At 57.1% G+C, this 14,956-nt stretch carries 11 protein-coding genes; 6 read left to right on the top strand and 5 right to left on the bottom strand.

Annotated features, from left to right (window positions below; translation table 11 throughout):
* Positions 1–46: 46 nt before the first annotated feature.
* On the bottom strand, positions 47–1,015 hold the full coding sequence (gene paaX, locus JJO78_RS07330; RefSeq protein WP_075194912.1) for a phenylacetic acid degradation operon negative regulatory protein PaaX: 969 nt from the start codon (positions 1,013–1,015) through the stop codon (positions 47–49).
* A 277-nt stretch (positions 1,016–1,292) separates the two neighbouring features.
* Between paaX and JJO78_RS07325 the strand changes: the two genes are divergently transcribed.
* The 5 genes from JJO78_RS07325 (at position 1,293) to JJO78_RS07305 (ending at position 5,949) form a co-directional block, all read left to right on the top strand.
* Positions 1,293–2,447 carry an ABC transporter substrate-binding protein gene (locus JJO78_RS07325; RefSeq protein ID WP_075194913.1) on the top strand — a complete coding sequence of 385 codons (1,155 nt, stop codon included), beginning with the start codon at positions 1,293–1,295 and terminating at the stop codon, positions 2,445–2,447.
* A gap of 79 nt (positions 2,448–2,526) precedes the next feature.
* Positions 2,527–3,402: a branched-chain amino acid ABC transporter permease gene (locus tag JJO78_RS07320; RefSeq protein ID WP_007155025.1), complete on the top strand. Its 876-nt coding sequence runs from the start codon at positions 2,527–2,529 to the stop codon at positions 3,400–3,402.
* Positions 3,402–4,409, top strand: a complete 1,008-nt coding sequence (locus JJO78_RS07315) for a branched-chain amino acid ABC transporter permease (protein ID WP_075194914.1) — start codon at positions 3,402–3,404, stop codon at positions 4,407–4,409. The genes JJO78_RS07320 and JJO78_RS07315 overlap by 1 nt, the downstream gene beginning before the upstream one ends.
* Entirely contained in the window at positions 4,406–5,164 is a 759-nt protein-coding gene (locus JJO78_RS07310; protein WP_075194915.1) for an ABC transporter ATP-binding protein, read from the top strand. Before JJO78_RS07315 ends, JJO78_RS07310 begins: the two co-directional genes overlap by 4 nt.
* A gap of 80 nt (positions 5,165–5,244) precedes the next feature.
* Positions 5,245–5,949 (top strand): ABC transporter ATP-binding protein, encoded by a 705-nt coding sequence (locus JJO78_RS07305; protein ID WP_075194964.1) that lies wholly within the window; start codon positions 5,245–5,247, stop codon positions 5,947–5,949.
* Between the two features lie 92 nt (positions 5,950–6,041).
* On the opposite strand, the gene JJO78_RS07300 is transcribed toward JJO78_RS07305, so the two are convergent.
* From JJO78_RS07300 to JJO78_RS07290, 3 genes are all read right to left on the bottom strand, one after another.
* Positions 6,042–7,424 (bottom strand): sodium-dependent transporter, encoded by a 1,383-nt coding sequence (locus JJO78_RS07300; protein WP_075194916.1) that lies wholly within the window; start codon positions 7,422–7,424, stop codon positions 6,042–6,044.
* A gap of 64 nt (positions 7,425–7,488) precedes the next feature.
* On the bottom strand, positions 7,489–8,673 hold the full coding sequence (locus JJO78_RS07295; RefSeq protein ID WP_075194917.1) for an amino acid aminotransferase: 1,185 nt from the start codon (positions 8,671–8,673) through the stop codon (positions 7,489–7,491).
* Positions 8,666–12,184 (bottom strand): indolepyruvate ferredoxin oxidoreductase family protein, encoded by a 3,519-nt coding sequence (locus JJO78_RS07290; RefSeq protein WP_075194918.1) that lies wholly within the window; start codon positions 12,182–12,184, stop codon positions 8,666–8,668. The genes JJO78_RS07295 and JJO78_RS07290 overlap by 8 nt, the downstream gene beginning before the upstream one ends.
* Positions 12,185–12,341: 157 nt before the next feature.
* Between JJO78_RS07290 and JJO78_RS07285 the strand changes: the two genes are divergently transcribed.
* Positions 12,342–12,821 (top strand): Lrp/AsnC family transcriptional regulator, encoded by a 480-nt coding sequence (locus tag JJO78_RS07285; RefSeq protein ID WP_075194919.1) that lies wholly within the window; start codon positions 12,342–12,344, stop codon positions 12,819–12,821.
* Between the two features lie 63 nt (positions 12,822–12,884).
* On the opposite strand, the gene paaZ is transcribed toward JJO78_RS07285, so the two are convergent.
* On the bottom strand, positions 12,885–14,930 hold the full coding sequence (paaZ, locus tag JJO78_RS07280; protein ID WP_075194920.1) for a phenylacetic acid degradation bifunctional protein PaaZ: 2,046 nt from the start codon (positions 14,928–14,930) through the stop codon (positions 12,885–12,887).
* Positions 14,931–14,956: the final 26 nt, after the last annotated feature.

Raw genomic sequence — 14,956 nt, 5'->3', positions numbered from 1 at the left:
CCCAGCGCCTGAACAGGATGACGAGTGACTTGGCTGCCGGTGGTACCTATGACGTTTCTCGCTCCGTTGTGAAATCAGTCTTGCTGGCGACATCTCTCAGGCCACCGAAACGCCGATAAAACTTCTCCCCGGGCCCCGGCAGAGGGCCGGAAGCGTTTTCCAGGGTTTCATCCAACCACTGTTCAGCCCGCACATAGATTTGACGATACAGGTTTCGGCAAAGTTGCTTGGCGCTGCGCCCTTCCCAGTCTCCCGGTAGCAACTCATCGGGCAGGATGGGGTCCCGGAGCAGAATTTTTCGATACTCGTGTATGAGCAGGATACGGACGGTCAGGCATTCCTCAGGGCTGAGGGTGTCATCGGACTGCAGTTCGCGCCAAAGCGGGCGAAACTGGCTCAGGAAGCGTCGATACCGGCCGCCGAGTTCATCCAGGTTCCAGCTTTCGCGAACTTGAAGTCGCAGTGCCCTCGGGCTCTTTTGCTCCATTGGCACCGTCTGCATGACGATGGTGTCCTCCAGGGCGCCCCATTCCTGGAGCATCGGTATCAGCTCGCTGCGGGTGAACCTGGGGTGCTCCATCAGGCCGGGTGCCATGCTACCGAAGCTGAGCCACTTCAGTTCATCCCGAACCTTCTGGCGAAGCTCGGGAGATAGCTGGTTCAGATACACGAGGCACCAGCTACCGCTCCACTCCTCCGTTTCCAGATTGTAGACATGCTGAAAAGCCTGCTCAAAGCGGCGTAGCCCGGGGCCGGTGAGGCTGTAATAACTGCATCGCCCGACTTTCTCAGTTTGTAGCCAGGATTCTTGAACCAGGCGATAAACAGAGGTTCGAACCAGACGTTGGCTGATGCCCATGGGTTCCACCAGCTTCATCAGGCTGCCAAGCCAGACGTTGCCTCCACGAGGAACGATGGCATCGCCATAGATTGTGCTGATAAGAGAACCGGCGCGCAGTGGCCGCTTCTTCTGAAAATTCTGGACAAGTAGTTCGAGCTGGCTTTTTGCAGTCATGGACTTAAGTTCGCAAATAAGAATCAATGAAACACGTTGGACGTATTATGCGGGTCTTTCGTGTCAGGTAAAGGTTTGTCTCTTCGGTTGCTCTACTAGCGCATTTTATGTGCCCCAACTTTGCCTCCGGGGCCATGGTCGGACTCCGTGAAATCGGTTGACACTGGCATTATGATACAATAAGTTCGTTAAATATTCGTCATCGGTATCGAATTATATTGAGGGCGAAGAAACAAAAATACATTCAAGCCCAGCACAATTCGGGAGAACAAGAACAATGCTTAAAACGATGATGCGCCGCGCAGGTCAATGCGCAGTGGTTGCTGCAGCATGCCTCATGATGAGTGCGCAGGCAGCTGAACCAATCAAAATCGGGTCGTTCCTGTCAGTAACAGGTCCGGCATCCTTCCTTGGCGATCCCGAGCTGAAAACCCTCGAGATGTATGTCGAGAAAATCAACGAAGAAGGCGGTGTCCTCGGGCGTCAACTGGAGCTGATCCACTATGACGACGTTGGGAATGCTTCCTCTGCCCGTAACTTCGCCAGCCGTCTGATCCGTTCGGATCGAGTGGATATCATTGTGGGCGGCAGCACCACCGGCGCCACAATGGCTGCGGTTCCGCTGATTGAACAGGCACAAGTTCCGTTTATCTCTCTGGCAGGTGCTGTCGTTATTACGACCCCGGTGAAGAAGTGGGTATTCAAAACCCCTCAGTCTGACCGCATGGCGGCGGAACGTATCCTGGCGGACATGAAAGACCGTGGAATTACCAAGATTGGTCTGATTTCCGGCACAGGTGGCTTTGGCAGTTCCGGCCGCACCCAGACTCTGGAGGTGGCAGAGCAGATGGGTATGGATGTGGTCGCTGATGTTACCTATAGCGGATCTGATACGGATATGACCGCACAGCTGACCAATATCCGTAACACGAAAGGAGTGGAAGCCGTCCTCAACTTTGGTTTTGGTCAGGGGCCCGCTATCGTCACCCGCAACTATGTTCAGTTGGGAATGAAGCTTCCGTTCTATCAATCTCACGGTGTCGCGTCTGACAGCTTCCTTGATTTGGCGGGTTCGTCAGCCGAAGGTCTTCGTCTGCCGGCATCCCCCTTGTTGGTTCCGGACTCATTGCCGCAAGAGGATCCTCAGAAAGAAGTGGTTCAGAATTACAAGGCTGAATATGAAGCTCACTGGGACTCCAAGGTTTCAACCTTTGGCGCCTACGCCTATGACGGGCTGATGCTGGCCGTTCGTGCCATTGAAAAGGCAGGCTCTACCGATCCTGAAGCGGTACGCAGTGCTCTGGAAAATATTCAGGGTTATGTCGGGGTGACCGGTGAGTTCAACATGTCGCCGGACGACCACAATGGCCTTAATGCCGACTCCTTCCGCATTCTGGAAGTCCAGAACGGCGAATGGAAACTGATTGACTGAACTCCTTTTCACCTGTCTCGCGGCTGGCGGCTGTCCTTTTGGACGGGTCGCCAGCTGATGTTCGACCGGAACCACCGCTATGCTCGCAGAATTCTTACAGTACCTGTTCACCGGGATTACTATCGGTGCGACTTACGCTCTGATAGCCCTCGGTTTTACCCTGATTTATAACGCCAGCCACGTCATCAATTTTGCCCAGGGCGAGTTTTTGATGATTGGCGGTATGGCGACCGTTTCCCTGACAGCCATGGGAGTGCCCATGGTGATTGCAGTTGTGCTGGCGGTCATTCTGGCAGGTGTGCTGGGTATTGCCCTTCAGCGCTTCGCCATCGCACCGGCCAAACAGGCCGACGTAGTAACGCTGATTATCATCACCATCGGTGCATCCATTTTCATCCGGGGCATTGCTCAGGTTGTCTGGGGCAAGGAGTACCACGTGATGCAGAATTTCAGTACGGACCAGCCTATCCAGGTCTTTGGCGCAGTGCTGAACAGCCAAAGCCTGTGGGTTCTTGGTATTGGCGCGGTCATGGTGGTAGCTCTGGTGTTGTTCTTTACCAAGACTCTGATTGGTAAAGCGATTCTTGCGACGTCCATGAACAAGGAGGCGGCGCGCCTGGTGGGGATTCGTACCCAGATGGTGCTCATGCTGGCGTTTATGGTGTCTGCGTTGCTGGGTTCGGTGGCTGGCATTGTGGTTGCCCCGATCACCTTCACGTCCTATGACATCGGCATCATTCTCGGCCTGAAAGGCTTTGTTGCTGCGGCTATCGGTGGTCTCGGCAGCGGTGTCGGTGCAGTTGTCGGTGGCCTTGCTCTTGGTATTGTTGAAGCCATGGCGGCCGGTTACATCTCGTCCGATTACAAGGACGCCGTAGCGTTTTCCATGATTCTGCTGGTGCTTTTCTTTATGCCCCGAGGATTGTTCGGTGCCAAAGTAGTGGAGCGCGTCTGATGTTGAACCGGTTTATGCAGTCGCGCCTGCGGGGTCTGGTGATCCTCGCACTAATTCTGATTATTCTTCCGGCTTTTCTGGGCAACCCGTTTCACTATGAACTGGTCATCCAGATGGCCATTATCGCCGCTACGGTTGTAGGTCTGAATCTGCTGGTGGGCTTTGCCGGCCAGATCAGTCTCGGTCATGCCGGGTTTTTTGGCCTGGGAGCTTACTTTACCGGTATTGCGACCGGGACTTACGGCTGGTCTTCTTTGCCCGCGCTGGTGGTAGGGGCCATCGCAGTCGGCACTATTGCCTGGCTGGTAGGGCGCCCGATCCTGCGCCTGAAAGGGCATTACCTGTCTATGGCAACCCTCGCAGTGGGCTTCATTATTGCCATCATTCTGAACAACGAACGTGCCATTACCGGCGGCCCGGACGGAATGCCGGTTCCTGCCCTGGATCTGTTCGGCTGGGAGCTAAGTACGTTTGGTCGATATTCATTGTTTGGTATCGAGGTTTCTGGTGTTCAGGCGTGGTATATCCTGGCCAGCGTGGTTCTTCTGGTGGCAGTCTGGTTTGCTCTGAATCTCATTGAATCGCCTATCGGAAGAGCCTTGCGCTCCGTGCACGGCTCAGAAGTGGCGGCCAGCGTGGTGGGTGTTGATACAGCAAAGTACAAAAGCCTTGTGTTTGTGATTTCCGCCATCTATGCAAGTGTGATGGGAGGGCTTTACGCCCACTTTCAGGGCTTTATCACTCCGGCCGTAGCCAGCTTCGAATTCTCTATTCTCTTTATCACCATGGTGGTCCTTGGCGGCATGGGCTCCACATTCGGCGTGATTCTGGGCGCCGTGGTTTTGAAACTGTTGCCCCAGGTTCTGGCGGACTTCCAGGAGCTCGAAACTGTCATGTTCGGCCTGATCCTGATGCTGACCATGATTTTTATGCCCAAGGGCCTACTCCCGACCCTGACCGCTGTGGTTTCCAAAAGAATGCGTAAGAAAGCGGGAGGTGAGGCATGACAGCACTGGTTGAAGTAAAAGGGTTGGATAAGGCCTTTGGTGGTGTTCATGCGGTTGAAGGGGTCAGTTTCGCCGTAGAAGCCGGGCAGGTCTATTCTGTCATTGGTCCGAACGGCGCCGGCAAGACCACGCTGTTCAACCTGATCACCGGCCTCTACACCCCCACAAAAGGTGAGATCCTGCTTAACGGTGAAAGTACCGCGAAGCTCGAGCCGAACCAGCTTGCGGAGCGGGGCATGTGCCGGACCTTTCAGCAGATGCAGATTTGCATGAATATGACTGCCATCGAGAACGTGATGCTGGGTCGGCATCTCCAGCTCAGGAACAGCCTGTTTACCACGTTGTTCCGGTTGCCGTCTCTGCGTAACAATGAGACGGCTGCCCGTAAACGCGCCGCCGATCTTATGGAATACGTTGGTTGTGGTGATTACCTGGATACGGAAGCTTCCGCCATGTCCTATGGCGCGCTCAAGCGGCTCGAAATTGCACGGGCACTGGCCGCCGAGCCAAAAGTCATTCTGCTGGATGAGCCGGCGGCGGGCCTGAACGCCACGGAAACCTCGGCACTGGAGGCGTTGATCCGGAAAATTGCAGACCAGGGCATAACCGTGATGTTGGTTGAGCACGATATGAAACTGGTGATGGGGATATCCGACCGGTTGCTGGTGCTGAACTATGGTCGTGTTCTGGCCGAAGGTAACCCCGAAGAAGTCCGTCAGAACCCGGACGTTATCGCCGCCTACCTGGGTGGCTGAGCAAGGAGACATTTCACATGAGCGAGCAACACACTGAAATGGCGCCTGCCCAGCCAAGCAGTGAACAGGCCAGTCAGGAGATGCTGTCTATCCGAGGGCTGGTAACATCTTATGGCCAGATCGAGGTGCTGCATGATGTGGATATCCACATCAATAGTGGTGAGATCGTATCGCTTGTCGGTGCTAATGGTGCCGGCAAATCAACCCTCCTGATGACTATCTCCGGACTGCAGCCTACGGACCGGGGCGCTGTTTCCTTTGAAGGCAAGGACCTCGCGAAGATCGCATCGGACCAGCGGGTGGCCGCTGGCATCGTGCAGGTGCCTGAGGGCCGCCAGGTTTTCAAGGACCTCAGTGTCCATGACAACCTTCTTCTGGGAGCCTATACCCGTGGAAAGACCCCCGAGGTAATGGACGACCTGGAGCGCATGTACACCAAGTTTCCCATCCTTCGCCAGAAACGTCATAACCTGGCCGGTGAGCTTTCCGGTGGCCAACAACAGATGCTTGCCATGGGGCGCGCACTGATGGCCAAGCCAAGACTGCTGCTTCTGGACGAGCCCAGCATGGGCCTTGCACCGTTGATCATCGAAGAGATTTTCAACATCGTTAAAGAGCTCAAAGAGGAGGGCATTACCATTTTCCTGGTCGAACAGAATGCGTCTCAGGCATTGGCACTGGCCGACCGTGGCTATGTATTGGAGACCGGAAAGGTGGTGATCGAGGGAACCGGCCAGGAACTGCTCAGCAACGAGAAAGTGCGTGAGGCGTACCTGGGAATGTAATGTTTTCCGGACGCTGTGAAAGCGGCCACGAAAAAGCCCCGCACGGAGGCGAGGCTTTGGCGGTTCACCCTCAGTGAAGCTTTGTGGGGCCGTCAGATGAGATTGTAAAGGAACACCACCGTGATGCCAGCTGGTGTCAGATACCGGAGCACCAGCATAAAGGCCCTGTAGGCTCCACCTTGCAGGCCGATATCCGCTGCCAGCCCTTGCCGCTTCATGGCCCAACCTGCGAACAGTGCAATTGTTAGTCCGCCCAGGGGCATCATCAGATTGGAGACCAGGAAGTCGAGCAGGTCAAACACCGTTTTACCCTCAAAGAACGCGATGAAGCCCAATGGATGTATATCTTCCCATACGTTGAACGACAGCACTGTACCGATTCCGATAAACCAGATCGCCAGCCCGCCACCAAGTGCACTCTTTGCCCGGCTGACCCCTTTGTGTTCTTCCAGCCATTCCACCACCGGCTCCAGCATGGAGATAGCAGACGTAATGGCGGCCACCAGCAGAAGGGCGAAGAAGAGGGTGCCAAAGAGAGCTCCGCCGCTCATCTGACCGAATGCCAGTGGCAGGGTCACGAAGATCAGGCCGGGGCCGGTTCCGGGTTCCAGACCGTTGGCAAACACCAGGGGAAAGATGGCGAGTCCTGCAAGCAACGCCACACTGGTATCCAGAACGGCAATGGTCATTGCCGTTCTGGCAATATTGACGTCCTTTGGCAGGTAGGACCCATAGGCCATAAGCACGCCGATCCCGATACTGAGAGTAAAAGCAGCATGGCCCAGAGCGGTAAGAACACCGGCCGTGCTCAGCTTGCTGAAATCGGGAGAGAACATGAAACTCACTGCCCGGCCGAAGCTGCCACTGTTCATGGCATAGATCACCATGACAACCAACAGCAGGAACAGCAGCGGCATCAGCATGTTTACGGCCTTCTCGAGCCCTGAGCGAATACCGCGGCCAACGATAACCACGACAATGGCCATGAATACCGAGTGCCACAACAACAGCTCCCAGGGGTTTGCGAGTAGTCCGCCGAACTGACCACCTATGGTCTCGGCATCTGCACCGGTAAACAGTCCGGAAGCGGCCTTGCCAATGTAAACCAGCGCCCATCCACCAATGACGGCATAGAACGACAGCACCAGGAATGAGGCAATAACGCCGTTCCAGCCGATCACTCTCCAGCCCCGGGACGCTCCCTCGGTTTGGGTAAGGGTGCGCATGGTGGCTACGGGGCTTTGGCCACCCCGGCGGCCGATCATGGTTTCAGCGATTAATACCGGTATTCCAATGAGGAAAATGCAGGCCAGGTAGATAAGAACGAACGCGCCGCCGCCGTTCTCTCCGGTAATGTAGGGAAACTTCCAGATGTTTCCGAGGCCAACGGCTGAACCGGCGGCTGCCAGGATGAAGGCCATCCTTGAAGACCAGAGGTTGTTGGCCTGCTGGTGTGATTGGGTACTCTGACTCATTGTGGTCTCCGGGTAGTTGTTTTTGTCGGATGAACGTTGCTGGTCTGATTGAGGGACGGATGGCTTATTGGAGGACGTCGTTAATTGCGTCTGCCACCCTTGGCAGGACTCGATCGTTCAGCCCTGCTACGTTGACGCGGCTGCTGTCGAGCAGATAGATACCATGCTCCGTTCGTAACCGGGCGACCTGTTCCAGGCTGATCCCGAGGAACGAAAACATACCTCTCTGACGGGCAATGAAACGGAAGTCTCCCACCGGGGCTAATGTGTCAGCAAAGGCATGGCGCAGGTGCAGTATGCGCTTGCACATGCCATCCAGTTCGTCCTGCCATTGGGCTCGCAAGCCGTCATCCCCCAGAATGGTTTCCACGATGGCTGCGCCATGGGCCGGTGGCATGGAGTAATGAGAGCGGATGATGCCAAGCAACTGACTCGTTGCCGCCGAGTTGACGGATGCCGTACCAGAGATCAGTGCCAGTGCTCCCGTGCGTTCGCGATATAGACCAAAGTTCTTGGAGCAGGACGCAGCAATCATCATTTCCGGCACGGCAGCTGCCAAATGCCTCACACCTGCCGCATCAGCCTCGAGGCCTTCACCAAGGCCCTGATAGGCCATGTCCACGAGTGGCAGCAGACCCTTGCGCTGAATCAGGCTGGTGACTTCTTTCCATTGCTCCAGGCTCAGATCCGCGCCTGACGGGTTATGGCAGCAGCCATGAAGTAGCACCACATCTCCCGCCTCGGCGGTTTCAAGGGTTTCCTGCATGCTGGTGAAGTCTACCTCCAGCGTTTTCGGATTGAGGTACGAATATTCGCGGATGGTCAGGCCCGCTCCCCCTAGCAGGGGAAGGTGATTGGCCCAGGTTGGAGTGCTCACCCATACGGTGGTATCCGTTTCACACAGGCGCAGAAATTCCGCCGCCATGCGAAGGGCACCACAGCCGCCCGGGGTCTGGACAACGGATATCCGGCCATCCCTGATCAGAGGGCTGTTGTCCCCCAGGATCAGCGCTGCCATGGCGTTGTTGAAGCCGGCAGACCCTGCGGGCCCGACATAGCTCTTGGTGGTCTCTCCTTCCAGCAGTCGCCGTTCCGCTTCGTTCACGGCAGCCATGATGGGAGTGTTGCCGGCGTCATCCTTGTAAACACCAATACCCAGGTCCACCTTTTCCGGTCGGGTGTCCTCCCGGAATTGCTGCATCAGTTGCAGGATCGGGTCCTGTGGCAGGGGATTCAGGGCTTCAAACATGATTCGCCTCCGGGTCGGCCTGCTGGGTACGGATGAGGGTAGGGCGGCCAGTGTCGAGCGCCTTGATAAGTTGGGTCTGTTTTTCACGGATGGCTTCTGCCGCCTGCTCCCGTACAGGCCCGTAGCCCCGAACGTCGGCTGGCAGTTCCGCCAGTTGCAGGAAGGTTTCGTAGTTACTGGCGTTGAGCTCCCGGCCAATGCGGGCGACGAGGGTCTGATAGTCCTTCAGCATTGAACGATCCAGCTTCCGGTCTGCCGAATAGCTGAACGGATCCACCACGGTTCCACGCAAGCCGCGGAATTTCGCCAGTAGCCGGAAGGCCCGGAACATCCAGGGGCCAAACCGGCGTTTTTTCGGGCGGCCCTGTGCATCGGTTTCCTTGTTGAGCAGTGGCGGGGCGAGGTGGAAGTGAACCTTGAAATCACCTTCGAAGGTTTCCCTGACCTCTTTCATGAAATCTGTTTCTGCATACAGTCGAGCCACTTCATACTCGTCCTTGTAGGCCATGACGCGATAAAGCTGTTGCGCCACGGCCCGGGTCAGGAGCAGGTTCGTCTGCCCCAAGGCTTCTTCGGCCTTGTGGACGTCGGTAACGCTGGCCCGGTACTGATCGGCCCAGCGCCGGTTCTGGTAGTCGACCAGGTGGCCGTGACGGGTCTCGATCAGCTCATCAAGGGTCGGCTCTGACTTGACGTCCGCAATCTTCGCGCTGCCGGTGTCCAACAGGTCTGTTAACGCGCTCAGATCAACCGCCGCCACGCGGCCCCAGCCGAAGGCTTCCTTGTTGCGATCAATGGCAACACCGTTGAGCTCGATGGCTTTCATCAAGGCGGCTTCAGACAAGGGCAGCAACCCTTTCTGCCAGGCAAAACCAAGCACCATGACGTTGGAAAATACGGTGTCCCCGAACAGCTTGTCGGCGATGCCATTGGCATCAAGCTGATCAAAATGGTCCTCGCCAACGGCATCCCGGAGCAGCCCCAGCCGTTTGTCGGCCTTCATGTCGGCATCGCGGAAGAGCACATAATCGGCGGTGGGCAGTTCCGCTTCGTTGGCAACAATCCGGGTGTGGTTTGGCCTCAGTACACTGAGGGCCTTCTGGGAGGAGGCCACCACCAGATCGCAGGCAATAACCGCATCGGCCTGACCATTGCTGATCCGAACCTGATGCAGCTTGTCGGGGGATGGCGCCAGGCGCACGTAGCTCAGTACCGCGCCTCCCTTCTGGGCAAAACCCATGAAGTCCAGTACCGAGGCGCCCCGGGATTCCAGGTGTGCAGCCATGGTGATCAGTTGGCCCACGGTGACGACGCCCGTACCACCAACACCGCCAACGAGAAGGTCGTAAGAGCCGGTCATTTCCGGCAGGTTTGGCTTTGGGGTTGCTGCCAGCTTGGTGGTTAGCACCAGGCCGGTGTCCATGCCTCGGGACTTGCGCAGTTGCCCACCTTCAATGGTGACAAAGCTGGGGCAAAAGCCATTGACGCATGAGAAGTCCTTGTTGCAGGAGGACTGGTCAATCTTGCGCTTTCGGCCCAGTTCGGTTTTACGTGGCACAACCGACAGGCAGTTGGACTGTACCGAGCAATCGCCACAACCTTCACAAACGTGGTGGTTGATGAACGCCCGCTTTGCCGGGTCCGGGAACTGATTGCGCTTGCGACGCCGGCGCTTTTCGGCGGCACAGGTCTGATCGTAGATCAGCACGGTACAGCCTGGAATATCCCTCAGTTCCCGTTGGACCTCATCCAGTTCGGAGCGGTCGTGGAAGGTGACGTCGTTCGGAAACTGGTTCTCATGCCCTTCGTACTTTTCGGGTTCATCGCTGAGCACCACGACCCGGCGAACGCCTTCGGATGCTACCTGCTGGGCAATCATGGGAACGGTGATCTGGCCATCCACCGGTTGGCCGCCAGTCATGGCGACAGCGTCATTGAACAGGATCTTGTAGGTAATGTTGATTCCGGCTGCTACTGCCTGGCGGATAGCCATGGAGCCCGAATGGAAATAGGTGCCCTCGCCAAGGTTCTGAAACACATGGGGATTGCCGATGTAACGGCTCTTGCCGATCCAGTTGACCCCCTCGCCGCCCATCTGGATCAGCGACTCTGTGTTCCGGCCCATCCACGACGCCATGAAGTGGCAACCAATGCCGGCCAGCGCCTTGCTGCCCTCGGGGACGTGCGTGGACGTATTGTGAGGGCAGCCGGAGCAGAAATAAGGCATCCGCTTTACCCCACCCGGGTCCTGGGCGTTGGACATGGCGCTGATCTCAGCCATGCGTTCGCTGAAGTCGACTGAGAAGAACCGGCCAAGCCTGGCGGCCAGGAAGCCGGCAACCAGTTTCGGGCTCAGCTCACCGACGTAGGGAATCAGCGGGCGCCCCAGTTCATCCTGCTTGCCGGTAATCAGTACCTCGCCAGGGCGATCCGGCTCGGACATGTACTCTTTGATCTGGCTTTCGATTATGCCCCGCTTCTCTTCGATGACCAGGACTTCTTCCTTGTCATGAACGAAGTCGAGAATGCCGCGGCGCTCCAGAGGCCACACCATGCCGATTTTATAGATATCCAGCCCCAGGTCCCGGGCTTTGTCTTCATCGATCCCGAGGAGATCGAGAGCCTCTAGCAGGTCCAGGTGGCCCTTGCCAGTGGTCACAATGCCGAAACGGGCTTGTTGATTGTTGTACAGGCAACGGTCAATCGGGTTTGCTCGTGCAAAAGCTTGCACGGCCGCCAGTTTGTGTTCGATCCGGGTTTCCAACTGCGGGCCAGGCAGGTCCGGCCAACGATAGTGAAGACCGCTTTCGGGCGCCGTGAAGTCATCGGGGGTTACAAACTCCGGTTCAGGTGGCAGGTCTACGGAGGCCGCGCTTTCAACCGTCTCGGAGATCGCCTTGAACCCCACCCAGCAGCCACTGTAACGGGACAAAGCGTAGCCCCATAGGCCAAATTCCAGATACTCGGCGATGTTAGCCGGGTTGATGGTGGGCATGAAAAAACTCATGAACGCCACGTCTGATTGGTGAGGCATGGAGGATGACACGCAGCCATGGTCATCACCTGCGACTACCAGAACACCGCCATGGGGAGACGAGCCGTAGGTGGTGCCGTGCTTCAGTGCATCGCCTGCGCGATCCACGCCAGGCCCCTTGCCGTACCAAAGGCCGAACACGCCATCTACCTGTCGGTCATCGTCAGTTTCCACCTGCTGGGTGCCGAGCATGATGGTGGCGGCCAGGTCTTCGTTAATAGCCGGGACGAAGTCGATGCGGTTGTCATCGAGCAGGGGTTGGGCCTGCCAGAGCGCCTGATCGTAAGCGCCGAGGGGGGAGCCGCGGTAACCACTGACCAACCCCGCCGTATTCAATCCCTGTTTACGATCCAGAGCTGCCTGCATCAGGGGTATTCGGACTAAAGCCTGCGTTCCAGTCAGGAAAACCCGACCTGCCTCCCGCAAGTAGCGGTCTTCGAGTTTGTACTGGTCAAGCTGTGGGGAATCGGCGGACATGGAGTCCTCCTTATTGTCGATATTATGACCAAAATTCTAGAGGGAAGTTCGCAAAAGGTGCTTGCGAATTAGGTAGTAGTCTGGAGAGTTTGCGAAAGATTATTTTGTTTATAACAATGGTTGGAAAGGATGTTTCACAAAAATAAGGTGTTACTAAATGAAACAGGTTGATCTCGATAGGTTGGACCAGAGAATCCTGTCGGTGCTCCAGCAGGACGGTCGTATCAGTAACCAGCTATTGGCGGAACAGGTGGGGTTGTCGCCGGCCGCGTGCTGGCGGCGGGTTCGGACTCTGGAGGAAAGTGGCGTGATCCTGGGATACAGTGCCAGGCTGGATCCTGAGCGCGTCGGACAGGGGCTTTGCGTGCTGGTAAATCTCTCATTGCAGAGGCACAACCTCGACAGCACGGCAGAGATCGAGCAGCAGGTTAGCAGCTACCCGGAGGTGCTTCAGTGCTTTGCCGTAACGGGGAGTGCCGACTTTGTCCTGCGGGTCGTGGTGCGAGACATGGCCAGTTACGATCGATTCCTGAACAGCAAGATCTTTACCTTGCAGGGCATTGCCCAGGTACATTCAAACTTCGCATTGCGGGAGATCAAGAACACCGAGACCATCCCCGTGGATGGTCTGGTGTGAGGTTATTGAGGTGGAACCCGGTCAGGCGCCTGAAGGGTTGGGAGAAAGCCCGGGAGCCCGAGGTTACTCGGGCTTTTTTGCAACCAGTGTCAGAATATCGTAGCTCGCAACCAATTCGTCGTTCTGGTTGTGAACCTGCACATCCCAGACCACCACACCCTGAGGGTGTCCGTCTGGCGATGTCCGACCCTGATCAATCTTGCGCTTGCAGGTTAGCCGCGCCCTGATCGTATCCCCAGGGGCCACGGGTTCGATAAAGCGCAGGGTGTCCAGGCCGTAATTCGCCAGAACCGGGCCTTCTCCCGGAGACACGAACAGGCCAGCCGCAGCGGACAGTACGAAGTAGCCGTGGGCAATGCGCTTGCCGAACTGGGACTCCCGCGCTGCAAGCTCATCGAAGTGCATATAGAAATGGTCGCCGGAGAGGCAGCCGAAGTTGACGATGTCCGCTTCGGTAACGGTACGGCGGTGAGTCAGCAAGGACTCGTTGATCTGGAGATCCTCAAAGTGGCGGCGGAACGGATGAACCTCAGTTTCGATAACATCAGCCCCTCGCACATACTCGCGGGTTACCGCTGCCAGCATACTGGGAGAGCCCTGGATTGCCGTGCGCTGCAGATAGTGGTGTACCGCGCGAATGCCACCCAGTTCTTCACCTCCGCCGGCGCGGCCAGGACCGCCATGCTTGAGCATGGGCAGGGGAGAACCATGGCCCGTAGATTCTTTCGCCGCTTCTGCATCCAGCAGGTGCAGCCGGCCGTGGAAGGCGGCAAGCAGTGGTGCGACTTTGCCGGCAATAGCGGGATCGCGGGTGGTCAAAGTGGTGACCAGGGATCCGCGGCCTTTCGAACACAGGTCGACAGCATCCTCAAGGGAGTCGTAAGGAACCACGGTAGCGACCGGGCCGAACGCTTCAATATCATGGGCTCCGCATCCGTTTTCCGGGTTTCGGCACAGCAGCAGGTGAGGCTCAATGAAGGCGCCGTTTTCGGTACCATCGCCGGTGGGCTTGAAGTTGCCCTCGCCGCCGACCACCAATTCACTGGTTTTGAGGAGCTCCTGGATATTGGCTTTTACATCTTCCATCTGGTCAATGGAGGCGAGCGCCCCCATCCGCACGCCTTCCACGGAAGGATCGCCAACGGTGACTTTTGACAGCCGCTCTTTCAGCTTGTCGCAGACAGCGTCGACCTGATCTCTGGGCACCAGAACTCGACGGATCGCGGTACATTTCTGACCGGCTTTGGCGGTCATCTCGCGGCCGACTTCTTTGACAAAAATGTCGAATTCTTCGTGCTCGGGGGTCACGTCCGGCGCGAGGATCGCGCTGTTCAGTGAATCGGCTTCCGCGTTAAACGGAATCGAGCGGTTAATGATGTTCGGGTGGTTTCGAAGCTTGCGTGCAGTGGCGGCGGATCCGGTGAAGGTGACCACGTCCTGTTCTTCGAGGTGCTCGAACAAGTCGCCGGTGCTGCCGATGATCAGTTGCAGGCTTCCCTCAGGCAGGGCACCGGATTCCTGCATCAGGCGAACCGCCAGTTCGGTTACGTAGCAGGTGGACGTCGCCGGCTTTACGATGGAGGGCATGCCCGCCAGGAAGGTGGGCGCGAATTTTTCCAGCATGCCCCACACCGGGAAGTTGTAGGCATCAATGTGAACAGCCACGCCGCCCCGGGGGACCAGGATGTGGGTGCCGGCAAAGTGGTTGTTCTTGCCGAGTGGTGTTACCGGGCCTTCGTGTACCACGTTGCCGGAAGGAAGCTCACGGCGCCCCATGCTGGCGTAGGAAAACAGCGTGCCGAAGCCGCCATCAATATCGATGCCGTTGTCACCCTTGGTTGAACCGGTGTGCATTGAGAGTGCGTAGAGTTCTTTTTTGTGTTCCTGAAGGTATTGAGCCATGGCCTTGAGTGCCAGAGCGCGCTCCTGGAAGTCCATGGCCATCAGGTTCTTGCCGCCAACGGTGCGACCGTATTCCACGGTTTTCTTGAAATCGAGGGTGTCGTCGTGAGTGTGCGCCACGATCTGACCGTTGATAGCGCTAGGCAGGGCCTTGGCGGCGGCGTCACCGACCCACTGGCCGGCAATGAAACTTTTCAGGACTGACATGGGGAACTCCATTCGTTTCTGAACTG

The organism is Marinobacter sp. DS40M6 (assembly GCF_028581595.1).
GTDB classification, from domain to species: Bacteria; Pseudomonadota; Gammaproteobacteria; order Pseudomonadales; family Oleiphilaceae; genus Marinobacter; species Marinobacter salarius.
This window is presented reverse-complemented; position numbering and strand designations above follow the sequence as displayed.